This is a genomic window from Paenibacillus zeisoli (genome assembly GCF_003994465.1).
GTDB lineage: Bacteria > Bacillota > Bacilli > Paenibacillales > Paenibacillaceae > Fontibacillus > Fontibacillus zeisoli.
Genome location: NZ_RZNX01000011.1, coordinates 1 through 23,410, shown reverse-complemented (window position 1 = coordinate 23,410; position 23,410 = coordinate 1). Strand labels below are relative to the sequence as shown.

Here is a 23,410-nt window from a genome sequence, read left to right as displayed (position 1 = left end):
GGGTGGTTTGCTCTTGGGGTATAACCCCCTGTTGCCAAACTGCGCCTAAAGACGCTAGCCTGACCACAATCTGTTCAGGCTCAGTGTTATTTGTCACTTTCACTTACCAGTTAAACTGGTTTATTTCTTTTTGTCCCTGTTGCTGCTGAATGGATCTTCGTACTCTTTTACGCTCAGCTTATCTACTGCTTGGTCATGTGCCTCTTGTTCACGAATGTACTTCGCTACGGTTGCTTCATTCAAACCTACTGTACTCACATAATATCCTTCTGCCCAGAATTTTCGATTCCCGTATTTATACTTTAGCTGCGCATGCTTCTCGAAGATCATTAACGAACTTTTTCCCTTTAGATATCCCATGAATGATGAGACTGAAATTTTAGGTGGGATCGCGACCAACATATGGACATGATCAGGCATCATGTGACCTTCTATAATTTCTACTCCCTTGTACTTACATAAGCGTTTGAAAATTTCTATTAAGTCTCTTCTTACTTGATTATAGATCTCTTTCCGTCTATACTTCGGGGTGAAGACAATGTGGTATTTGCACATCCACTTTGTGTGAGCTAGACTGTAGCTCTTGTTTGCCATTTAAGACCATTCCTTTCTTTGAGCCTGAACATCTCAATTTTATCGGAATGGTCTTAGTGGTCAAACCGCTGATCCCTCCACCCGCATAGCGGGTGGTTTTTTGTTTCGCGCGTTTCACGCACTCAACCGGCTAAAGCCATAAAAAAAGCAGCCCTTAAAGGGCTGCCTGCCTATGCGCGTAATCCAAATTATGCTATTGCTCTACATATTCTTAAGTTTGTAGAATTCACCCTTCTTCTCGATCAACTCATCGTATGTTCCGCTCTCTACGATCTTGCCCTTCTTCATGACGACAATCCGGTCCACATTTCGTACGGTGGACAGCCGGTGAGCAACAATAAATGTAGTTCTTCCTTCCATCAACTGCTCCATAGCCTGCTGTACATGCCGTTCAGACACGTTATCCAGCGCCGAGGTCGCTTCGTCAAGAATAATAATTTTGGGATCCCGCACAAGGGCTCTTGCGATCGCAATTCGCTGACGCTGCCCGCCGGACAATCTGCCTCCGTGTTCCCCTACTGAGGTATCAATCCCTTGCGGAAGGCTATCGATAACATCCTTCAGGTTGGCCATCCAGATTGCTTTCTGCAAGTGCTCTTCCGAGATTTCGGGTAGCCCATAGGTAATGTTCTCACGAATTGTACCCGAGAAAAGAATGTTGTTCTGCAGAACAATCGCAAGCGACTGTCTGTAACGTTTCATGCTCAGCTCATCCATGGGAATTCCGTCTATCCAGATACGTCCGGCCTGAGGCTTATAGAAGCCGATAATCAAGTTCAGGATGGTTGATTTGCCTGATCCGGATTCGCCTACAAAGGCAACTTTCTCGCCAGGCCTTACGTCCAGTGTGAAATCACTCAGGACATGACGATCCGATTCTTTATATTTGAATCCCATATTCTCGAACTTGTAACCCCCATGAATGACTTCAGGATTGACGCGGCCTTTATATTCTTCCGTCTCTTTAGACAGCAGAACTTCCGATACAGAGTGAAGCGACTCAAAGCCTTTCACCAGGTTCGGATATACGTTCAAGATGGAGCTTACTGATCCGATAATCATATTGAAAAAGCCTTGGTACATTACGATGTCCCCGATCTCCATCATACCAATACGGGCCAAATAGGCCGTGAAAAAGAGGCAGCCGACCTGGAACAGCTGGAACACAACCCAGCTTGTCGAACCGAAATAGGCCTCAAGCACATCCAGCTTGTATCCCCGCTCACGGATATGCTGAAGAGCCTTATCTACCTTGCGAATCTCTACATCCTCCAGCCCGTGTGCCCGGGTTACGGGAATCATCTCGACCGTCTCGGATACGGTACCCGACATCTTCTCGATGTTACGGCGAACCTCCCGGTTGCTGTTCGACATCTTCGTCCGGAAGAACCGAACAAGGTAGATGGAAGTAGGCGCCATAAGAATAAAGAATAACGCGACGATCCAACTATGGTACAAAGTAAGTCCGATAATGATAATTAAGCTGATTACCGAAGGAATGATCGTCATCATCATTTGTCTAGACAAGAAGTCAATCGCTTCCACATCGCGAAGCACCTTCGACTGCAACCTTCCCGCATTCATATCTCCGTGATAACCGAGTGAAAGCTGCTGCAGCTTACGCACTAAGGTACTCCGCAATCCGGCTTCCACATGCCTCACGGCCATACTGATATTACTGATATGAAGCGTATGGGTGGGAATATTCTGCAGAATAATCACAACAATAACCGCAAAATTAATCCAGAACTCGGACAGGGAATGCCGTTCCGGGTAGCTGACGAGGTTGATAATATTCGCTGTAACCACGGGAAGTACCCATACAGGCAGTGCCTTCAGTGTAAAGTAAAAAGCTGACAGCGCTACTTTACTTCCGTGATCTTTAAATAGTCTGGCGAGCAGGCTAAGCGGTTTCATTTTGGCTACCTGCTCATTCTCGAACCACTTCGTATAATCCAATGTTTCTAACTTTGCCATTTCCTTCACCTGCTTTTTTACTTATGATATGAATAGGGACTTCCTGATTAGATCTGCTGAACAGCACAGAAATAAGTATAATTCTACAGGCCCAGATCATCTATAACATAATCGGCCCCGATTCAAACACAAGTTTAACCAAATCGGACATTCAGGAGAGTTGTTGTCATCATGAGAAAATTGCCGCCGGAACGATGGTTCCCTCATATACGTTCAGAAATTTGTATTTACTCTCCACATACCCGTACCGTAACAAGCGGTTGGACCTGCGGTCCTCATGTTCACCATATGCTCTTCGAAATCAATCTCTTGCTTGCAGGTACTCAGACAGCGATCGTCGGGTCCACTGAATACGAGCAGCAGGCCGGAGATCTGATGCTCATATCACCTATGCAGATGCATGACTATCAAATAAGAGGACAAGAGGACGCGACCTTCTTCGTCATGCACTTTCAGGTGGAGGATCCCATTTTTCTTAAACTGTTCGAAATGAATAACAAGGGGCTCTATCCACAAGGACATCCGCTTAACACCCTGCTCGGTCCTCTTGTTGAGAATTTAATGGAAGCACTGTATGAAGACTCCAAGTCGACTTCCAGATTGTTTCTCCATCTATTTACACTTATAACAGAGCTTCAGTCTTATTTCGATTCTGAGAACCAGGGTAAGGAGCCTACTCTGCGCTCGGAGCTCTCTTATCTCATTGCGAAGCAGGTGGAGACGCTGGTCTTGTCTTCGGATACGAATACCCCGGATATCACAGGCGACTGGCTTGAGAATATTTCACATCAGCTTGGTGTCAGCCGCAGGCACTGTCACCGGGTATTCAAGCAGTTCTATGGAATGTCTCCACGCGAATATTTGATGATTCTCAAGCGGCAGGAAGCGATGCAAATGCTGGTAAGCAGCAGTGAGTCCATTGAGAACATCGCCCACCGGATCGGTTATGAGAATGTTCAGAGCTTCAGCCGTCAGTTTGTAGCCTGGACCGGATATACTCCAGGTACGTTCCGCAAGAACCATCAAGACGAAGTGCTGCACTTAACACCGCTTGATACCCAGCAGCAGAGATCCTTGTAGTTTTGACCATTACAAAAAAGGACAGCATTCATCACTAACTTTTTTCCATTTGTCATATTGACAGTAAGCGATTTCATATAGTTAGATGAATTTACAACTAATCGAATATGGATCTTCGGGGGCAGGTGAGATTCCTGACCGGCGGTGAGGGTTCGTACGTGAACCTCAAGCCCGCGACTCGTCATGATTGCTCAAGCAAAGTGGCGACTGACTTGGTGTGATTCCAAGGCCGACGGTAAAGTCCGGATGGGAGGAGATCATAAAGCAAGCCGTGTTACGGTTCTATTTCCGTTCACAGTGGCTTGTTTGATGAGCCCCTGTGTGTACTTGAACAAGTATATACGGGGGTTTTCTACATCGAGGTCCTATATTCAAAACTAATAAGTTAGGAGTTTTTGAATATGGAAAATGTCAACACTGCATTAAATTACAGCCGGAGACGGGTAGGTACCGGATTCTGGTTCGTCGTCCTAGGGGCAGCGCTTTGGGGAGCTGATCCCTTATTCCGAATTCAGCTGCTGAAGTACCTTACCTCGGCGCAAATTGTCCTTCTTGAACATGTCCTGTTATTCTTGTTCGCGGCTCCTGTATTGTGGTCCCACCGCAGTGAACTAAAGACCGTTCGCCTTAAGCAGGCAGCGGCACTTCTCTTTATTTCCTGGGGAGGCTCTGCGATAGCCTCCATTCTGTTCACCCAGGCCCTGTCTTCGGGCAGCGGCAATCTTAATGCCGTTCTTTTGCTCCAGAAGATGCAGCCTTTGTTCGCGATTATTATGGCTAGACTCATTCTGAGAGAAGCCCTTCCTAAATACTTCTCAGGACTCATTGTCCTGGCCATTGCCGGAACTTATTTATTAACCTTTGGATGGACACTCCCGATTGGCAACTTTGGCGAATTCATTCAAGTTGGAAGCCTGCTCTCTCTTGGCGCTGCTGCACTTTGGGGAGGATCCACAGTGATGGGACGCTATATGCTTCGGAGTATGAAATATGAGACGGTAACTTCCCTGCGGTTCATGCTTGCTTTACCCCTGCTGTTCCTCATCACCACTTCGGAGAGCGCCCCTTGGACACTGCCTTCCGGCGCGGGTGAACTTACAGCCACCACGGTGAACATGTTCCTGCAAGCGTTGGTTCCGGGTCTGCTTAGTCTCCTTCTCTACTACAGAGGACTGTCAACGACCAAAGCTTCCTTCGCTACCCTGGCTGAGTTAAGCTTCCCTATGGTTGCCGTGATGGTGAACTGGATTGTCTTCAAGCAGGTCATAACCATGCCTCAGTTCGTTGGCTTCATCTTCATCTGGCTGGCCTTGTATGTGATATCCAGACAGCAGCAGGACTAATGCTGAACATAACATAGAAATGCCTAATAACCAGTCACCGTCAATTACTCGGAGGCTGGTTATTCGTTTTTCTTGAATATGAACAAAGGGGGAGGATTTAATGACAATAGAAGCAAGACTGGAGTTATTAACCCATCAGGTCAATCTTTTGAAAAGAATGATTCCCTCAGATGCTTATCCTTTCTTTATGTTTGTACTCAATCACAATTTTACTGAAAAACAAATGGACGCAATCTTGAAGATTCTTCGAATTTTAAATTGGCGTTTCAAACAAGACTATACTTCACCGCCCCTGCATGAAATACAAGAGCTACAAGACGAACTGAGTCCTTATTCAATTAACACAGATCATTTGCTAAGGGATGCACCTCCAAATTTAGAAGAATTCTCCGACCTCTCAAAGTCGGTGCTGGGCACTAACTTCCAAGTCGATCACCTATTACTAAGTTTGAAAGGCCAGCATATATTTCCACCATTATGTGAATTTTTGCTAAATCAGGAGCCTTATTCTTGATTCCATACCGCTCATGACAACCAAAAAAGAGCCGCCTTGATAAGAACAAGGCGGCTCTTTCTATAACATATTAGATGCTCTTCACAATCTCGATCACTTCGTCCACAGATTTAGCATTTAGCAGCTGCTGTCTGAACTCTTCGTGAATCAATTTACGAGACAGGGCAACCAGGATCTTCAAATGCTCGTTACCTACATTCTCTTCAGGTACGGCAATCATGAAGACCATCGACACCGGCTCATCGTCCAGTGATTCCCAATCTGCCGGGGCCGAGAGTCTAGCGAAGGAGAGGCTTGCTTTCGCTACCCCTGCAGATTTACCATGAGGAATGGCAACACCAAAGCCGATTCCTGTAGAGCTTTGCTGTTCGCGGGCAAGCACAGCCTGAACGTACTGCTCCAGGTCAGTCACCGCGCCCGATGCCTGAAGTCCGGCTGCCATCTTGCGGATAATCTCTTCCCTGCTGCCGGATTCGAGTGGCAGGAAGATTGAATCTTTATTTAGCAAATCATGAATATTCATAGCTGACAGCTCCTTTTTACATCTAGATCGTACCCTTAAGCAACGGCTTTATTTCTTTTGAACAAATTCACACAGAGCGCAGTAACAATTGTTCCAACGGCAATCGCAAGTACATACCACAGAATATTATCGATCGCATTAGGAATAGCAAGAACGAAAATCCCGCCGTGCGGAGCATGAAGGCCAACTCCGAAGGCCATGGACAAGGCTCCGGCAACCCCTGAGCCGATCATAAATGCAGGTATCATGCGCAGTGGATCTGCTGCCCCGAATGGAATAGCTCCTTCGGTAATGAATGACAGTCCAAGTACAGATGCAACTTTACCGGCTTCGCGTTCTTCCTTGGTGAATTTCTTAGGTGCAAGTACAGTAGCAAGCCAAATTCCCAGAGGTGGGGTCATTCCAGCCGCCATTACAGCAGCCATCGGGCCGAACAAGCTGCTTGCAAGCAGACCTGTGGCAAAAGTATAGGCCGTTTTGTTGAAAGGTCCACCCATATCGATGGCCATCATCGCACCAAGTACGGCTCCAAGAATAATAGCATTGGCTGAACCCATGGTCAGGAGCCAAGATGTCAATCCGTCCATTAACCATTTCAGCGGATCACCAATGACATAGATCATAAGCAAGCCAACAATTAATACAGAAAGTAAAGGAATGAGCAGTACAGGCTTAAGTCCTTCCATAATTTTAGGCAGTTTAAGGTATTTGATTAAGCCTTTAGCAACATAACCTGCCAGGAAGCCGGCAATAATGCCTCCCAGGAATCCTCCGCCTATCTGAGTGGAGAGCATGCCGCCGACCAGACCAGGAGCTAATCCAAGCTTACCTGCAATGGAGAAGGAGATGAACCCGGCAAGGATAGGAACCATAAGTCCCATAGCCGCTTTTCCGATCGTCAACAGTTGAAATCCGAATGTCCCCTCTGCGGGCTTAAGACCAAAAATAAAGGATAAGGCAATAATCAGACCTCCGGCTACAACCAATGGAAGCATATTGGAGACCCCATTCATCAGGTTTTTATAAATGGAATTGCCTGAACCCGTTTCTTTCTCTTCGGTCTTTGCTCTCCCCGCTGGAGCTGCTGATGGTGCAGAAGGCTGTTTGGCCAAAGCCTGGTCAATCAGTTCTCCTGGTCTTTTGATCCCGTGGGCAACCGGCACTTTAATAACTGGCTTACCCGCAAAGCGTTCTTCCAATACATCGGTATCTGCTGCGATAATAATCGCATGGGCTTCAGCAATTTCTTGCGGACTTAATTCATTTTCTACCCCCATCGCGCCGCGTGTTTCAACCTTGATGGGTACATTTTTCTCTGCTGCTGACTTCTGCAAAGACTCTGCTGCCATATATGTGTGTGCAATTCCTGTTGGACAAGCAGTAACAGCTAATAATTTCTTCATGTTTATCTTCCCCTTTAGAAGCTGATAAAATCAATGCTTTCAATACCCACTTGATTCAAGCTCTGTGCAACTTCATCTCTACTGCACACTTCAGTTCCTTCCTTTGAAGCAGTGATTGATCCTGCTGCAGTGGCCCAGCGGGCTAGCTCCTCCAGATTGTGTCCGGCAAGGATGCTGGAAGATATGGAGGCTACCATAGAATCCCCCGCTCCAACCGTACTCTTTGGCTCAATAGGGAATGGGCTTGCCTTAAGCACCTCGTCAGCGCTTACAAAGATCGCACCGTCAGCACCCATAGAGACAATGACCAGCTGGATACCTTCCTGAAGCAGATCACGTGAGGCCTGAACCACATCTTCCGTTGACTCCAGCTTTTTGTCCATTAGCTGCTCCAGCTCATGAATGTTTGGCTTAATCGCATAGGGCTTCCCTTTGAGCCCTAGGGCAAGAGCCTCTCCATCCGCGTCCAGTATGGTCTTCACGTTTTTACGGCTCGCCATGTCTGTCAGTGTCCTGTAAATATCTACCGATATCCCTGGGGGAATGCTTCCTCCAAGAACCAGAACCTTAGCGCCTTCTAGAATAGATTCCATTTGCTTCATAAATACCTGAACATCCATCTCTTTGATACATGAGCCTCGTTCATTGATCTCCGTTGTTATTGATGTAGAGGAATCCACAATCTTGAGATTCGTCCTTGTATCCCCTTCCACCTGGATAAAGGCTTGCTGAACTCCGAGCTTATCCAGATCGCCAAGAAGCTGTCGTCCGCTGTAGCCTCCAACAAAGCCTGCCGCCGTTACAGTAACTTGAAAATTTCTAAGTACCTTGGCTACGTTAATTCCTTTGCCGCCCGGATCTATTCTGATCTCTTGTACCCGGTTAAGACCACCGACCTGGAGTTCCTCCAGTGTCACTGTCTTATCCAGCGCAGGATTTAAGGTCACCGTAATCACAGATGATTTCATCTCAAATTCTCCTATTCTGAAGCCAATGTTACATCTACTTCCAGTTTTTTGAGTTCATTTACGAAGTCAGTCCGAACTCCCTGATCAATTATGCAATGATGGATGTCGGGTATATCTGCGAACTTTGCATAAGCCACTTTCCCAATCTTGCTGTGATCCGTTAACAGGATAACTTCACCTGCAATTTGGATCATTTTACGCTTCGTTGCGGCTTCCACCAGATTGGGGGTTGTAATGCCCTGCTTTAAGTCGATGCCATTCGTTGCGATGAACGCTTTATCAACCCGAATCATTTCAAGCGATTGTTCGGTCATGGGACCCACAAAGGCTTGGGTTTCGGGCCTCAGAATCCCTCCTAGGAGGGTAACCTCTATATTTCTGCTGTCTTTTAGTTCATTAAGTACCAGCATTGAATTAGTAATGACACGAATGGAATTGAACTGCTTGATCTCCCTCGCCAGATGAAGGGTTGTTGTTCCTGAGTCTAAAAGGATGGTATCTCCTTCCCGGATTCGCCGCGCTGCCTCACGGGCAATGCGTTCTTTCTCCGGCCTAAGCACATCTTCCTTATCCAGAATGCTGGGTTCAAACCCCGCGCTCTGGAGCGCCACGGCCCCACCATGTGTCCGCTTTAGAAGTTTGGCCTCCTCGAGCTCTTTCAAATCCCGGCGGATTGTAGATTCAGATACTTCAAAGTTCTCACTTAGTTCCTGAACCGACGCTCTTTGGTTGCGCTCTAGATATTGAACCAGCTGTGATTTTCTTTCTTCTTCAAATAACAATTTGGAATCACCCTTTCTAAAATGAGCAATTCTATGAGCGTTTGTGATCACATTCGATCATCTGTGCTCATTTATGATTATAATAGCGTTTTCAAACTTTGTAAATAGGTTTTTTATGCTCATTTATGATTAATTGTACTCGAAAATATGCGCGCACACAAAAAAGTCCGCCATTCTAAATGGCGGACTTTATTTATTATCTATTTTACTGTCATAACCGGGCAAGGAGCATGCTGGATCACATGGTGACTCACACTTCCGAGCAGGATTTCAGATACAAGGTTCATCCCTCTTGTGCCCATAATTATAATATCCGCCCCTACCTCTTCTGCGGCAGCGCAGATCAGGCTCGCTGGATCACCATGCTTTGTCATCACTAGGCACTGAACAGGAAGGCCTGCAAATAATTGTACGGCAGGTTCTACAATCTGCCTTCCTTCCTCTTCTAACCGGGCTTCCACATCTACACCAAGTGGGGGTTCGTTGTAGGAAAGCTCAGGATTCACATGAAGTACAGTGAGCTCTATGGGACTTAAAGATAGGCTTTGAACGAATGACTTCGCCGTTTCAAGCGCACGCATCGCATGGGTAGAACCATCGATCGGGATTAAAATATGATTAAACATGGATCCATTCCTCCTTAGTGTCCGGCATTTCTATTGATATGATCCAAATGTCTGCGGCGGATAATCAGAACAATAACCCCCAGCATGACCATAAAAGCACCGAACCAGAATGGCGACTGGGCGGTGGACCACTCGGACAGCTTACCGGCCAGCCAAGGAGATAATGCTCCCCCAAGAAAACGTACGAAGCTGTAGGAGGCTGATGCTGTAGCTCGTTCTACTGGTGCCGCCTGCATGACAGCAGTCGTAATCAGCGTGTTATTAATCCCCAGGAAGATGCCTGCTACAATGACCGCAATAATGACCGTTGTTGGAGAATGATTTATGGTTCCAACGGCCATCACAGCCAAATCCACGGCAAACAGAGTAAGCATCCAGCTGATCGATGACACAAGACTAAAACGTTTCTGAAGCTTAGGTGCTACCAGAACAGAGGTGATAGCCAGCATAATCCCCCAACCGAAGAATACATAGCCTAGTCCATGCTCATCCAGCTTCATGACATATGGGGAATAGGCCATCAACGTAAAGAACCCGAAGTTATATAGGAAAGCTACTATGGCTAGAGTGAGTAGAGCTGGATATCCAAGCGCCCGAAACGGGTCAGCAATCGAGCTCGTCTTCTTTGGCTTAGGTGTCTTAGGCAGTACAAACAGAATGAAGATGAAACCGATAATCATCAATGCGCTAACCCCGTAGAATGGCCCCCGCCAAGATATAGAGCCGAGCTCCCCACCAAGAAGTGGTCCAACCGAGATCCCAAGACCAAGAGCTGCTTCATACAAAATAATCGCTTTGGCGGTTCCCGATTTGGAGAATCCGACGATAGCTGATAGTGCGGTTGCAATGAATAGAGCATTACCTAGTCCCCATCCTGCACGGAAGCCAACAATTTGACCAATCGTATGTGAAGCCCCGCCGAGTCCGGCAAAAATAATCGTCAGCACCATCCCGGATAGGAGAGTCCACTTCACTCCCAGCCTGCTCGATACCACTCCGGTAATGAGCATGGCAATACCGGTCACAAGATTATAACTGGTAAAAAGTAAAGATACTTGGCTCTTGCTCGCATGCAGCTGCTCAGCAATGGCCGGCAGTATCGGGTCAACAAGACCCAAACCCATAAACGAAATAACACAGGCGAAAGCTACAGCCCATACGGCTTTCGGCTGAGATAATAATCCGGAAGATTCCTGAAGATCTCCGGCCAGTTTAGACTCTGATTGCATACTTTAATAACCTCCACGTTAGATAAGATACCTGCAGTTGATGATGCCAGAATTACGTCTCATAGGGCTGGGAGAGGGAATCTGAATGAGAACCCTTCCCTATCTCCCTAAGCTTGATTTGAACCTTTCCCCGAAGATCGGTTAGCTCACTTTGAAATTTAACGATGTTATCCAGCTTCCGGGCCAGCAGCTCAAGCTGTTCTGATAGTACAGCGTCAATTTCCACCAGCTTCTCCTTCCTCTGCTTATCCGTAAGCCCTGCCTTCTCTCCTTGATACTTCTGATTCTTATCCCTCAGCAGCTCGGCAATGGTCACATACTTATGAAGCTCCTGAAGAGAGAACCCAAGCACTTCCTTGGCACTGACAATCTTGTTCAGCAATACAATGTCCTCCTGAGTATACAGGCGTATCCCTCCATCACTACGCTTAGGGGAAGGAAGAAGACCGAGCTCCTCGTAATACCGGATCGTACGTTTCGTAAGTCCAGTTTCACTGGCTACTTCTTCAATTTTGAGCACATCCAAAACCTCTTTTCCGGACGTTCAATATGTAAATATTATAATATACATTTAACGTTAACGTCAATAATTATATATGTAATTATTTATATATGGTTTGACACTCATTTATAAAGTAACTATGATAATTCAAGTACAATGATTAAAATTCTGAGCAGCAATGGAGGTTAATTATGAAGATAGAAATATGGTCCGATTACGCATGTCCTTTTTGCTATATGGGAAAACGACGGTTTGAACAAGCTCTGAACCAATTTGCAGATAAAAATAACGTTGAAGTGATCTATAGAAGCTTCGAGCTTGACCCTAATGCTAAGCGGGATGTGGACTATGATGTGCATGACATGCTGGCCGGCAAATACGGAATGACCCGTGAGAGAGCCATCGCCATGAACAACGATGTGACCGAGCAGGCAAAGTCACTCGGACTCCAGTATCGCCTGGATACGGCCATCCAGACGAACACGTTCGATGCCCATCGCCTGACACATTTCGCTGCTAAGCAGGGTAAGGCTGCTGAGATGACTGAACTGCTGTTCAAAGCTTATTTTACGGATTCCAAGCATATCGGTGATCATGCTGTATTGTCTGCTCTCGCTGGCCAAGTTGGCCTCGATGAACAGACTGCTGCAGCTATGCTCAGCCGTGATGATTATGCGGTTGAAGTTAAGGGTGATGAACAAGAAGCAGCAGAACTGGAGATTCGCGCTGTTCCCTTCTTCCTGATTGACCGTAAATATGCGATTACAGGCGCACAGCCTGCTGAAGTATTTCTTGAGACACTTCTAAAGGTCAGCGAGGCAGGGCCAAGCGAATCGGAATAAATATAAAGAGGCGACCTAAGGGGTCGCCTCTTTATATTTGCCTACATGATATGAAATATGCTTCTTCATAAGCTTACCCTTCCCAAGCTTCTTGACCAGCTTGCGGCCGGCTCCAGGTGTCATTTCCTTATACCATACTCCCGCAGGATAAATCACTGCATTGCAGGCATCTGAACACCTTTTGAGGCACTCCGTTCTAGTCACTAGAATTGAACTCGTCTTCTGGGTCTTGACTTCATCTCGAATTGCAGCTGTGATCTCTTCAGCCCGGTTCTTTTTGCAGCTAGAACCATGGCATATAAGGATATGCTGCTGCAACTCATCCAGATTATAGTTTCCCACAGACTGCACCACCTTATGAAGTGAACTACTTAGTTATATTTAACCAAATCTGCAAGGTTTATGGGCAACAAAGTGTAATTAATCACTAGCTTGGACTCAGTTCTGTTCTTAACGTGTCTCTCTATGAATTGTATACTTCTTCAGCCGGGGACAATACTTACGAAGCTCTAGCCGCTCCGGATGATTCCTCTTATTCTTGGTTGTTGTATAGTTACGGTCTCCACATTCCGTGCATGCTAAAGTTATAACTATTCTCATTGCTCACAACTCCTATCCCAATCTATAAAATTTGTAATCCGCTCACCAACTGGCCTTCTTAACCCCGGGGATTTGTCCCTGATGAGCAAGCTGGCGAAAGACAATCCTGGATACCTTGTACTTCGATAAGTAACCTCTTGGCCTGCCCGTGACCACACAACGGTTCTTCATTCTTGTAGGCGATGCATTTCGGGGAAGCTTCTGCAGCGAAGCGTAATCTCCATTTAGCTTCAGTGCCCGCCGAAGCTCTGCATATTTGGCAACCATTTCTCTGCGCTGCTTCTCTTTCACGACTTTTGACTTCTTCGCCATGTTTCTCACCTTCCTTAATAGTAATTATTACGATTAATAAAATATAGTATACTCCTGCTTCTTTGTCAACTGACATACAACAAAAAAACGCACCAGGAGATCGTGGCCCCTAGTACGCACATCCTTTATCATTTCTGTTGTCTCATCATGCTAAATCCAACAATTATAAGGTAGCTGAACAGCAGAATCATCATGATTATACCTGTAAAAGGAATCATCCGCCTTAATTCTTGCACATCTGTTAACATAGTCAGGACTTCATGAACAATCTGCTGCGGGCTGCGAATCGCATCCCAGCTGTTCCAGCGAATGAAGCGGCCGAGATAGATTCCGAGGCTTGTCAGGGCCAGGGTTACAACAGCAAATATCCAGGACTTGGCCCTACCGAAGGACCTCCTCACTAATTCCTGTACAGACAACATTGAGTATACGCCAAGGAGCAGACCAATTACCGCTGCAGAAAAGAACAGCAGCAGATGATACCAGAATTCAATTCCCTGCCAGAACCGCATGCCGTATTCACTCTGGAACTTCACAAAAGGATGAAGCTGGTCAGTTATTAAATATGCAGAATTCGGATAAAACAGCAGCCAGAGTATACCCGCCCCGATAAATAAAATAACTCTCAGCCCACGATTCTTCTGTATGTATACATAAATCCAATCCATCAACATGGCAAACCCTGCCGGCATCCATGCCAGGAACATGTTCCAGTATAAGAACCTATAGATGTCCCGATTGGTATACGCTCTTAGGTAACTTCCCAGCATAAGACACAGAACCGAGGCTGCGAACAAGAGAAGCAGCACGCTTATCTTGGTTTTAATATTCACTTCATTAAGTCTGTTTAACATAATTCCCCCGATACAATTTGGAAAAATATAGTTCATTCTTCACTTTATCACAGTTCCATGTCTTTCTGCATCTTTCCTAGATACCTGCCCCGATAAAAGTAAAATGACCGTTTTGCCCGTAAAATACGGACAAAACGGTCATTCGCACAGGAATATTAAACCAAAATACCTTTGTTAATAGCTCTAATCGGCTCGCTGTTACCAAATACCGGCTTCAAGGTATGAACAGGATTAGCCCAGTTCACGCCGTTAGCAATAACACGCAGGATTTCTTTGTTGTAATAGGTTGGATAAGTCTCGTGGCCCGGGCGGAAATAGAATATCTTCCCTTCCCCACGACGGAAGGTACATCCGCTGCGGAATACTTCCCCGCCTTCAAAATTACTGATGAACACCAGTTCATCCGGTTCTGGGATATCGAAGAACTCACCGTACATTTCCTCATGCGCAAGAATAATACTTGCATTCACTCCATGAGCAATAGGGTGGGATGGATTCACATTCCAGAGGATTTCCTGCTCACCCACTTCACGCCATTTCAGATCACAGCTCGTGCCCATTAAAGCCTTGAATGGTTTGGAGAAATGGCCGGAGTGTAGTACAACCAATCCCATACCTTGCTGAACGCGCTGAGCCACCTTTTGCGTAATTTCATCACTAACCCGGTCATGTGCCATGTGTCCCCACCAGATAAGCACATCGGTTGAGTTTAGAACTTCTTCGGTCAGACCATGCTCAGGTTCATCTAAAGTTGCAGTACGAATGGCAAAACCTTCTCCGGATAGTCCTTCCGCTAGCGCAGTATGAATGCCTTCAGGATAGACAGCTTTTACCTCATCGTGAATTTTCTCATGAACAAACTCATTCCATATCGTCACGTAAATCATCGTCAAATGTTCCCCCTGTTAATGATCCTTGATTACAGTTATATATTCTATGCCGAATGAAAGGGAATTCATATGAACAAAATGGCTGAAACATGCACAATCTGGTCAAAGTTACATCACATGATCAGGAATAATCCATAATTAGGAAGTAAATTTACTGCTCTTCAGTTGCTGCCATCCAGCCTATGCTCTTCATCGTAATCAGTTGATTTGGTTAGCTGCTGAATTTGCTCATAACGATTGGTTGACAGGTTAAAATCCTTGCCCTCCTGCACATTTCTTACTATCTGCTGTACGGAACTCGCACCCGGTATAATCGCTGCTACGGCAGGATGATAGAGAGGATACCTGAGTGCGGTTTGATGTAGAGAACCTCTATTATTTGATATTTTTCTCAAGTCCTCGCGCAGCACAGCGAGCTGTTTTGGCGTGTAGTCCAAATATCCTTTTTCTGATTTATGCTCCCCATCCTCCGTAAGTATTCCCTTGGCCAGCGGGCCTCTGGCTATAAGACTGATTCCATGTTTTGCGAGCAGGGGCAGAATTTGTTCCTCGGGTCTCCTATCCAAAAGGCTGTATTGGCTCATTACACTAACGATCCCGGACCTATTTACATATTCAAGAATGACGTTCGGTCGAATGGAGGATATTCCATACTGCCGAATTATCCCTTCCCGCTTCAGTTCTTCAAAAGTCTCAATCGTCTCATCAATGGGATCTTCCAGGGTTCCCCCGTGGAGCTGATACAGATCAATATAGTCTGTACCAAGCCTTCTAAGGCTCTCCTTCACTGCGGATTTAATATAGGTGGGCGAAGGATCCCATACCCAACCTTCCTGTCCTTCAATTCGACGATTCCCTACCTTGGTAGCCAGGATAATCTGATCACGTTTCCCACGAATGGCTTTACCCACAAGCTCCTCGTTACGTCCCTGATCATAGAGATCGGCTGTATCCAGGAAATTAATACCCTGCTCCAATGCTTCATGAATGAGGTGGATGGCTGTCTTCTCTTCTGTCCCAATGGACATACATCCAAATCCAATTTCACTTACATACAGGTCTGACTGACCCAGCCTATTCTTCTTCATCTCGTAACCTCTCCTTCGTGAGCTTCATGTTGTATATACCTATCTTACCACCAGAAAGTAGGATAATTACGGGTACGGTCCAAATTATTAATAATAAGAGCAGCAGCAACAATAACAACAGCTCCGATCAGTACCGGGGTAAACAGAAAAGACCAGCTGCTGCCTGCCATGATGACAACAAGAGGATCTGCTCCTGCAGGCGGATGTGTCATCTTGGCGAGCATCATGAAGCTAATCGCTGCGCCAACGCCTATAGCCATAGACAGGAATCCTCCCCCAACAAGATGATAGACCAGCAGTCCTGTAAGTGTTGAGATGAGGTGTCCCCCGATAATATTCCGTGGCTGGGAGAGCGGGGAGTCCCATACGCCGAAGGCAAGCACACAGCTGGCACCAAAAGGAGCCATGATCCAGAGGCCATGACCCATCTCAGTTAAGATGGCAAGCAGACCAACAGCCACAAATCCACCGATAAAGCCAATGAGCACATTACGCCGAGTTACTTTTAATGGGGTGCGGCTCATCCCTCTCATTTTGCTAAAAAACAATATGAATTGGTTCATCTTAATCCACTCCTTATAATTAAATTACTATTTAACTATGTATTTAGTTATTAACTTACGATGAACATCAGATATTGTCAATCCTTTATTGCTTTTAAACGGTGTACGACTTAAAGTTATAATGAATATATAACTAGGAATGAGGTTATTTGAAATGGACAAAGACCTTAAGCTCCGAGTCGATCCTCGCGTCACTTTCAGCTTAAACACACAAATTAAAGAACAACTGAAATGGTTAATTGGTACGGGGCATTTTCTCCCCGGGGACATGCTTCCTCCTGCTGGCGATATGGCCAATCTGCTCGGCCTGAACCGAAATACCATCAACTCTGTATATAATCAGTTAAAAGATGACGGTCTTGTCTCCATACAAAAGGGACGCGGAACCCAAATCCTTGATAACGCTCAAGTTAAGCACCTTCGCAAGCAACGGGAGCCTATGTATGAACTGCTTATGCGGACCATAGATGAAGCGGAAAGCAAACACATCCCATTAAGTGAATTTTTCACGGCCTCTCTGGCCTACCTGATGCTTCATGAGGACATTCAAGCTGATCAACTGCGCATCCTGTTTATTGAATGTGAAGGTCACGATCACCCTTTTTATCAGACTGAAATTGAGCGAATTACTGGTGCTGAGGTAAGGACTCAAATGCTCTCAGAACTGCAATCGGAGAAGGTAAGAGATGAGGCTGTAGCTCAGGCAGACCTTATAATTACTACCTTGAATCATGATCAAGAAGTTAGAGGATTGCTCCAAGGTTACAATATCAAGGTATATGTGATTGGAGCAACAGCAGCAATGCCGGTTCTTCTTGAAATTGCACAGCACCAATCCTCCAGTCAGGTTGGCTTTGTGTGTCTTGGTAAGGAAGGTGGACAATGGATGGCCAATCGGATTAGTGATGCGGGGATTAAGAATATCCAAGCCTCTCCACTTGGCATCGATAAGGCGTCTGAATTGCAGGAAATGGTTGAACAATTCGATACGATCTATGCCTCGTCAGCTGCATTTGATCAAGTCCATGAGCTGGCTCCTGACAAAACAAGGCTTTTTCCCATGATTCTTGAGAAAAGCAGCGAGAACCTTCTGTACGAACTTTGCCAACCAGGCCATTAAAAAAAGAGACCCACAGCAACGGGCTGTGGGTCTAAGTTATATATTTTTAAAGGGGTAACTTCATTATAGGCTCCTTACCTTAAACCCAGATGAAATTAACATTTCAGGAATATTACAAATGATTACTAGTTTTTTGCGAGCGATACCTGTGAATAACCCTCGCCAAATCCTCCATTTTAATTGGCTTGCTGATGTAATCATCCATTCCCGCTGCTATACAGATCTCCTGATCCCCTCTAAGCGCATTGGCTGTTACGGCTGTAATATAGGGCCACTTCCCCGCCGGGAACACCTTTTTGATCTCCCTAGTGGCGTCGAGGCCATTCATTAAGGGCATCTGAATATCCATGAATACAATGTCATAATCAGCTTGCTTCAGCGCCTCAAGGACTTCATTCCCATTCTCCACCAAGCTAGGCTGGAATCCCATTTTCTCGAGCATTCGGGTAAGTACCATCTGATTCACTTCATTATCTTCGGCAATCAATATATTTAAGGTCTCCTGCTGGTCTTGCTCGTCTTTGCCAGTGTACTCAGCGTGGGTAGTTTCATGTATGTCTTCGTGCTGGAAGTAAGCTGTAAAAACAAATGTGGCCCCAGGCTCATCCGTTTGTATCGCGTGAATCTCCCCGCCCATCATCTCTACAATTTTTTTGCTGATCGCAAGCCCAAGGCCTGTTCCTTCCGACTTTCGAGTCATGAAATTATCCAGCTGTGAGAATGGCTCGAACAAGTATTTGAGCTTGTCCTTGGGAATTCCGATACCTGTGTCTGAAATTGTAAATTGCAGCAGCACACTCCCAAAGCCCTTCTCCAAATCTTGGATCGTAATAGACACATCACCGTGCTCGGTAAATTTAATCGCATTTCCAATGACATTCATCAGCACCTGCTTTAGACGATTGGAGTCTCCTATCAACATCCCTGGAATGCTTGGACTAATGGAAGTTTTAACTTCCAGCTTCTTCTCTCTCGCTTTTAACTGAAAGACATCGAGTGTCTCATCAACAAGCTCTCTGATGTTAAATGGCTCTGAGATCATAACCGCCCGGCCTGACTCAATTTTGGAGAAATCGAGAATATCATTAATGATAGCCAGAAGCGTGCTTCCACTTTTACTGATTACCTGGATATATTCTCTTTGCTCCTCGCTAAGATTCGTTGTCTCCAGCAGTAGATCGGTCATTCCGATAACCCCGTTCATAGGCGTCCGGATTTCATGACTCATCATCGCAAGGAATTCACTCTTCGCTTTATTCGTCCGTTCAGCCGCTTCCTTAGCAATTAACAGCTTCTTCTGTTCCGTGATGTCCTTGGCAATTATATAATATCCCTTGGTCATCTTATTAATAATGATGGGAGCAATTGTAGTCAGCACTTCCGTGGAATGTCCGTCTCTATGCTTGATTTTGTTGATATCCCGTTCGACTGAAGTATGGTTCGTAGTCTCCAGTAGTATACGATTCCGATATTTGACTCCAATAAATTTGGAGATATTCAGACCCGCAACTTCTTTCACCTTGTACCCGGTTATCCGCTCAGCCATCGCATTCATATTCAGAATATTTCCATCCAGATCGAGGGAGACAATCGCATCGTGATTATATTTCTTCAGTGAAGTGTAACGTTCAATGGTTTCTTGAAGTGTCAATTCCACTTTCTTTCGTTCCGAAATATCCTGGGTCGTTCCATACATCTTAAGTGGTTGTCCCTTATTGCTAAAAGTCACACGAGCCCGGATATGCAGATGTTTCACAGAGCCGTTAGGTTCCAGATGACGGAACTCTCCACTAACCGTGTGTCCATCCAAAGCCTCACTTCTGAGCTCTAAGAACCGCTGTTGATCCTCGGAATGGAGAAGCTGCAAGAAGCCGTTCGACGGTACTGCCCCCTGTTGTTTCAGGTTAAATATCTTGTAAATTTGCTCTGAAAAAGATACCTTATCCGTCACGATATCCCACTCCCAGCTGCCGAGCAGCGCAATCTGCTGGGCTTCTGCGAAGCTTTCTGCAAATTTCTTTCTCTCTGTTATATCGCGGCCGATCCCCAGAACTCTCTGTATTTCTCCAGAATCGTCACGGATTATTTTGGTCGATGTTTCAAACCATACGTAGTATCCGGATTTATGACGTACCCGGTAAGTCGACACATCATGGTCCGCAAAGGGCTTGGCCTTTAAGGCTGCGACATCCTCGGGATGATAGTAATGAAAGTTATTCCTGCCTATCCATTCCTCGGGTTCATATCCAAGCACATCGCGTATGGAAGGAGAACAATACTCGGTTATTCCCTCAGGCGTCATATAGGATATTATATCTAATGCGTTTTCAGAAATAAGCTTATACATGCATTCCGTTTCATGCATTTTGACTTCAACATTTTTCTTTGAAGAAATATCGATTACATGAGCAATAAAGTACAAGGGCTGATTTTGATCATCCCTTATAAGGGACGCCTGTTTCGACATCCATACAACATGACCATTTTTATGGAAATATCGTTTCTCCCACTGATATTTATCACCTTCTGCTCGCAGCAGCTTGGCCATGTATTCCTCATCTATCTTCAAATCTCCGGGAAACGTAATATCCTTGTTTGAAAGTCTCTTGAGCTCAGGCTCTGTATACCCCAGTGTATTACAGAAACTTGGGTTGGCTTGAATCCAGTTCCCTTCGATGGATATCAAGGCAATTCCGATTGGAGCCTCAGTGTAACTGTGTTCGATCCATTGTTGGAGATCGATTGATAATTCATTCATGTACAGATATCCTCCAGTCAGGAATGCTACAATTAAGTATAACCCACAATCTTAGATTCCGGTTAAAACTTGAAGAAAATGGATATCCCAGCAAGCATTAAGTTTTTTGGTCACTAAAAAAGCCACTTCTTGAGTGGCTAAATTATATTTTTCAGCATAATGATCTTATCAGGTATCGCCCTTAAGTTAGATTATACACAACTTTTTACCCAAAAGAGAGACTTTTGAATCAGTTCTTCTTTCTTACAATTACTCTTTTACTTTAAATTTGGAAAGGAGATCTTGAAGCTCCTGCATCATCGTTCCTAAAAACTGTGCCGAGGCTGCTACCTCTTCCATTGATGCAAGCTGCTCCTCACTGGCTGCAGCAACACTTTGTGAACCATCTGAAGCCTCGCCTGCAATATGCGCCAAGTTCTCAACGGTTGCGCTAATTTGCTCAGAGCTTGCCGACATTTGCTCAGCGACCGCAGATACTTCTTGAAGATGAAGGACGCTTTGCTGAATTTCGGTGAATATTCCTGTAAAAGCATTTCCTGCTTCCTCAACCCGATTTGTGCCTGACTTCACCGTTTGTGCCCCGCTCTGTACAGACGCAGCGGCTGCCGCGGTTTCGTTCTGAATTTTTAATATAATCTCGCGCACCTGATCGGCGGATTGTTTAGACTGTTCAGCCAGACTGCGGATTTCAGCTGCAACAACCGCAAAACCTTTACCATGCTCACCTGCCCGCGCGGCCTCAATGCTTGCATTTAAGGAAAGCAAATTCGTCTGTGTGCTAATCTCGGTAATTACATTGATAATGTTACCAATCTCTTCTGAACGACGAGACAGCTGCTCCATAATGGAGGCAGTACCTGTGAACATGTTATCTACCTTGTTCATCTCCTCCACGGCCAACTGGATCGTATGATTACCTGTCTGGGCTTTTTTTGAGGTGCTAAGTGTAGTTTCATGCAGCGTTGAGGAAGATTCTGCAATTCGCTGGATACCTGCTGCCAGTTCTTCAAGGGCTCGGGCGTTCTCTTGAGTTCCCCGCTGTTGGGCTGCTGCTCCGCTCGCAACCTGCTGAATCGTCATGGTGATTTCCTCAGATGTCTTGCTCGTCTGATCGGCACTTGCAGCCAGTTCCTCTGATGTAGAGGCTACATGTATCGTATGATCTCTTACTTCCCGAATCATACCGCTTAGCGTTCGGCTTGTTTCATTCAAGTTGACTGCCATCTGGCCAAACTCATCCTGTGATTTAACCTTGAGACTATAAGTGAAATCTCCCTGAGCCATTCGCTCCGCCATCTGGTTCACGCGCTTGGTCAGGTTAGCCAAGTGGTTAGTGAACAGTACAATGAGCGTAACTACCATAGCAATCCCTATGAGACTGGTAATGATTACTTTAACCATTAATGCATTTACCTTGGAGCTCAGTTCCTCATCAGGCAGCACCATAGCCAGAACCCAGCCTGTTTGTGCCAATTTGGCATAGTAGACATGATTACTGCCGTTCTTTCCTTTAAATACTTCGATCCCCTGCCCCCGATTAAGCATAGACTTCGCGAGTCCTGCAAGCTCGGGATCCTTACTGTCCTGAAGCTTCTGTTTCATAATAAGTGAAGTATCCGGTCCTGCCAGGTAAGTTCCATCCTTATTGATCATAAATGCCCAACCGGTCTCACCTAATTTTGTATCCTTAATGATGTTCTGAATTGTGATTAAGCTAATGTCACCGGTAGTCACTCCAATGAACTGGCCTTGATCATTCAATGTCGGTACGGCTGCAGTGACCATAGTAGACTGAGTTTTATCATCATAATAGGGATCAGTGAAGACGAGGTCTTTGCTTTTCTCCGCTAACTTGTACCAATTCTGCGAGGGATAATTATAACTCGGATTGTTATAATCATGTGTAACTGTTACGGTTTGTCCCGTATGATACGCATATGAAGAGAAGAACTGAATATCTGAACTGTACACTTGTGGTTTTAAAAATACACCTAACCCGAACGTATCCTTGTTAACCTGCAATGTATTGCGAAACATATGATCATAATCTTCCAAATTCATTTTTTGATATTGGCTTTGTACACTTTTTGCAAGTGCTTCAGTTAATGTTGCATGAGCGCCCAAGCGCTTTTCAATACTTTGTTCCGTCTTCTGGAGCTGACCGTTTAACTCCCTCTCTGTCTCGTTCAGCAGAAGGTTGCGGGCAGAGATGAATACAATTCCTGAAATCACTGAGTTGATGATAATCAAAATAGGCAAAATTAATAGTAGTGTTTTTACCCGAATACTATTTATTTTCATTATTATGCTCCTTTTATATATAATGGTTATATATCGACATTTTCTAACATTTTTTTATACATATGATCTGGTATTTGCTGGACTGTTGGAAATATCTCTAACTAAACGCAAAAAGAGCACTACCCTAAAGGTAGTGCTCTTGCTCTTCGCTTGGCGGCGTCCTACTCTCCCAGGACCCTGCGGTCCAAGTACCATCGGCGCTGGAGGGCTTAACGGTCGTGTTCGGGATGGGTACGCGTGGAACCCCTCCGCCATCGCCACCAAACATAATTCTTGAAGCATTCGCTTCTCGAATTCTCTATAACTCCTACTATGCATTAGCTAGTAGCAGAATATGGCTCAGGTTTCAGCATCGCCAAATGCTGAAAGCTTATTCATTCTGTTAGAAGACTCGCTTCTTCACAGCATTGAAGTTTGCTCCCTGAAAACTAGATACGAAACGAAACTGCGTGTGCCCCATTAGTTCTCGGGGTCTTTAGAATATGCTTCCGAAGTACCTTCACTCCGTGAAACTTTGAGGATAAGCCCTCGACCGATTAGT

General features: G+C 45.4%; 23 protein-coding genes, 1 rRNA gene and 1 riboswitch. Of the genes, 5 read left to right on the top strand and 19 right to left on the bottom strand.

The genetic code is table 11. The annotated features are described in order from the left end of the window. Positions 1-120: 120 nt before the first annotated feature. Together tnpA and EJP77_RS18030 are read right to left on the bottom strand one after the other, a co-directional pair. Complete coding sequence (gene tnpA / locus EJP77_RS18035) at positions 121-594, bottom strand: IS200/IS605 family transposase (RefSeq protein WP_127200658.1); 474 nt, start codon at positions 592-594, stop codon at positions 121-123. A gap of 201 nt (positions 595-795) precedes the next feature. Beyond that, positions 796-2,571: an ABC transporter ATP-binding protein gene (locus EJP77_RS18030; protein WP_127200657.1), complete on the bottom strand. Its 1,776-nt coding sequence runs from the start codon at positions 2,569-2,571 to the stop codon at positions 796-798. A 171-nt stretch (positions 2,572-2,742) separates the two neighbouring features. On the opposite strand from EJP77_RS18030, the gene EJP77_RS18025 reads away from it, so the two are divergent. The 3 genes from EJP77_RS18025 (at position 2,743) to EJP77_RS18015 (ending at position 5,508) form a co-directional block, all read left to right on the top strand. Continuing rightward, a complete protein-coding gene (locus EJP77_RS18025) occupies positions 2,743-3,651 on the top strand; it encodes an AraC family transcriptional regulator (RefSeq protein WP_127200656.1) in 909 nt (302 codons plus the stop codon). Positions 3,652-3,758: 107 nt separating this feature from the next. Then, positions 3,759-3,913, top strand: a riboswitch (FMN riboswitch). A 139-nt stretch (positions 3,914-4,052) separates the two neighbouring features. Continuing rightward, positions 4,053-4,994, top strand: a complete 942-nt coding sequence (locus EJP77_RS18020; RefSeq protein ID WP_127200655.1) for a DMT family transporter — start codon at positions 4,053-4,055, stop codon at positions 4,992-4,994. A gap of 100 nt (positions 4,995-5,094) precedes the next feature. Beyond that, complete coding sequence (locus tag EJP77_RS18015; RefSeq protein WP_127200654.1) at positions 5,095-5,508, top strand: DUF1878 family protein; 414 nt, start codon at positions 5,095-5,097, stop codon at positions 5,506-5,508. A 70-nt stretch (positions 5,509-5,578) separates the two neighbouring features. Here the strand turns inward: EJP77_RS18015 and EJP77_RS18010 are convergent, their stop codons facing one another. The 7 genes from EJP77_RS18010 to EJP77_RS17980 form a co-directional block, all read right to left on the bottom strand. Then, entirely contained in the window at positions 5,579-6,031 is a 453-nt protein-coding gene (locus EJP77_RS18010) for a PTS sugar transporter subunit IIA (protein WP_127200653.1), read from the bottom strand. A 35-nt stretch (positions 6,032-6,066) separates the two neighbouring features. Continuing rightward, positions 6,067-7,434, bottom strand: coding sequence for a PTS fructose transporter subunit IIC (locus tag EJP77_RS18005; RefSeq protein ID WP_127200652.1), 1,368 nt, complete (start codon positions 7,432-7,434; stop codon positions 6,067-6,069). Between the two features lie 14 nt (positions 7,435-7,448). Beyond that, positions 7,449-8,402, bottom strand: a complete 954-nt coding sequence (gene pfkB / locus EJP77_RS18000; protein ID WP_127200651.1) for a 1-phosphofructokinase — start codon at positions 8,400-8,402, stop codon at positions 7,449-7,451. An 11-nt stretch (positions 8,403-8,413) separates the two neighbouring features. Further along, complete coding sequence (locus EJP77_RS17995) at positions 8,414-9,184, bottom strand: DeoR/GlpR family DNA-binding transcription regulator (RefSeq protein ID WP_127200650.1); 771 nt, start codon at positions 9,182-9,184, stop codon at positions 8,414-8,416. A 200-nt stretch (positions 9,185-9,384) separates the two neighbouring features. Continuing rightward, positions 9,385-9,810, bottom strand: a complete 426-nt coding sequence (locus tag EJP77_RS17990; RefSeq protein WP_127200649.1) for a universal stress protein — start codon at positions 9,808-9,810, stop codon at positions 9,385-9,387. 14 nt (positions 9,811-9,824) lie between these two features. After that, positions 9,825-11,039 (bottom strand): MFS transporter, encoded by a 1,215-nt coding sequence (locus tag EJP77_RS17985; RefSeq protein ID WP_127200648.1) that lies wholly within the window; start codon positions 11,037-11,039, stop codon positions 9,825-9,827. A 52-nt stretch (positions 11,040-11,091) separates the two neighbouring features. Next, complete coding sequence (locus EJP77_RS17980; protein WP_246021932.1) at positions 11,092-11,559, bottom strand: MerR family transcriptional regulator; 468 nt, start codon at positions 11,557-11,559, stop codon at positions 11,092-11,094. A 173-nt stretch (positions 11,560-11,732) separates the two neighbouring features. Here EJP77_RS17980 and EJP77_RS17975 point away from each other — a divergent pair, with 173 nt between their 5' ends. Further along, entirely contained in the window at positions 11,733-12,383 is a 651-nt protein-coding gene (locus EJP77_RS17975) for a DsbA family oxidoreductase (RefSeq protein ID WP_127200646.1), read from the top strand. Between the two features lie 15 nt (positions 12,384-12,398). On the opposite strand, the gene EJP77_RS17970 is transcribed toward EJP77_RS17975, so the two are convergent. From EJP77_RS17970 to EJP77_RS17940, 7 genes are all read right to left on the bottom strand, one after another. After that, complete coding sequence (locus EJP77_RS17970) at positions 12,399-12,725, bottom strand: (2Fe-2S) ferredoxin domain-containing protein (protein WP_185897395.1); 327 nt, start codon at positions 12,723-12,725, stop codon at positions 12,399-12,401. A 108-nt stretch (positions 12,726-12,833) separates the two neighbouring features. Continuing rightward, entirely contained in the window at positions 12,834-12,983 is a 150-nt protein-coding gene (rpmG, locus tag EJP77_RS17965) for a 50S ribosomal protein L33 (RefSeq protein WP_127200644.1), read from the bottom strand. A gap of 42 nt (positions 12,984-13,025) precedes the next feature. Further along, the gene (gene rpsN, locus EJP77_RS17960; protein WP_127200643.1) at positions 13,026-13,295 is read right to left on the bottom strand and encodes a 30S ribosomal protein S14; all 270 of its coding nucleotides are present in this window, start codon (positions 13,293-13,295) and stop codon (positions 13,026-13,028) included. Positions 13,296-13,423: 128 nt separating this feature from the next. Beyond that, a complete protein-coding gene (locus EJP77_RS17955) occupies positions 13,424-14,149 on the bottom strand; it encodes a DUF1361 domain-containing protein (RefSeq protein WP_185897394.1) in 726 nt (241 codons plus the stop codon). A gap of 155 nt (positions 14,150-14,304) precedes the next feature. Then, positions 14,305-15,036, bottom strand: a complete 732-nt coding sequence (locus EJP77_RS17950; RefSeq protein ID WP_127200641.1) for a ThuA domain-containing protein — start codon at positions 15,034-15,036, stop codon at positions 14,305-14,307. A gap of 164 nt (positions 15,037-15,200) precedes the next feature. Then, on the bottom strand, positions 15,201-16,127 hold the full coding sequence (locus EJP77_RS17945; RefSeq protein WP_127200640.1) for an aldo/keto reductase: 927 nt from the start codon (positions 16,125-16,127) through the stop codon (positions 15,201-15,203). 44 nt (positions 16,128-16,171) lie between these two features. Next, positions 16,172-16,690 carry an HPP family protein gene (locus tag EJP77_RS17940; RefSeq protein WP_127200639.1) on the bottom strand — a complete coding sequence of 173 codons (519 nt, stop codon included), beginning with the start codon at positions 16,688-16,690 and terminating at the stop codon, positions 16,172-16,174. Between the two features lie 154 nt (positions 16,691-16,844). Between EJP77_RS17940 and EJP77_RS17935 the strand changes: the two genes are divergently transcribed. Further along, positions 16,845-17,810, top strand: a complete 966-nt coding sequence (locus EJP77_RS17935) for a GntR family transcriptional regulator (RefSeq protein WP_185897393.1) — start codon at positions 16,845-16,847, stop codon at positions 17,808-17,810. Between the two features lie 112 nt (positions 17,811-17,922). Here the strand turns inward: EJP77_RS17935 and EJP77_RS17930 are convergent, their stop codons facing one another. From EJP77_RS17930 to rrf, 3 genes are all read right to left on the bottom strand, one after another. Further along, positions 17,923-20,568: a PAS domain S-box protein gene (locus tag EJP77_RS17930; RefSeq protein ID WP_127200637.1), complete on the bottom strand. Its 2,646-nt coding sequence runs from the start codon at positions 20,566-20,568 to the stop codon at positions 17,923-17,925. 249 nt (positions 20,569-20,817) lie between these two features. Then, complete coding sequence (locus tag EJP77_RS17925; protein WP_127200636.1) at positions 20,818-22,869, bottom strand: methyl-accepting chemotaxis protein; 2,052 nt, start codon at positions 22,867-22,869, stop codon at positions 20,818-20,820. A 148-nt stretch (positions 22,870-23,017) separates the two neighbouring features. Beyond that, positions 23,018-23,134, bottom strand: a 5S ribosomal RNA gene (rrf, locus tag EJP77_RS17920). Positions 23,135-23,410: the final 276 nt, after the last annotated feature.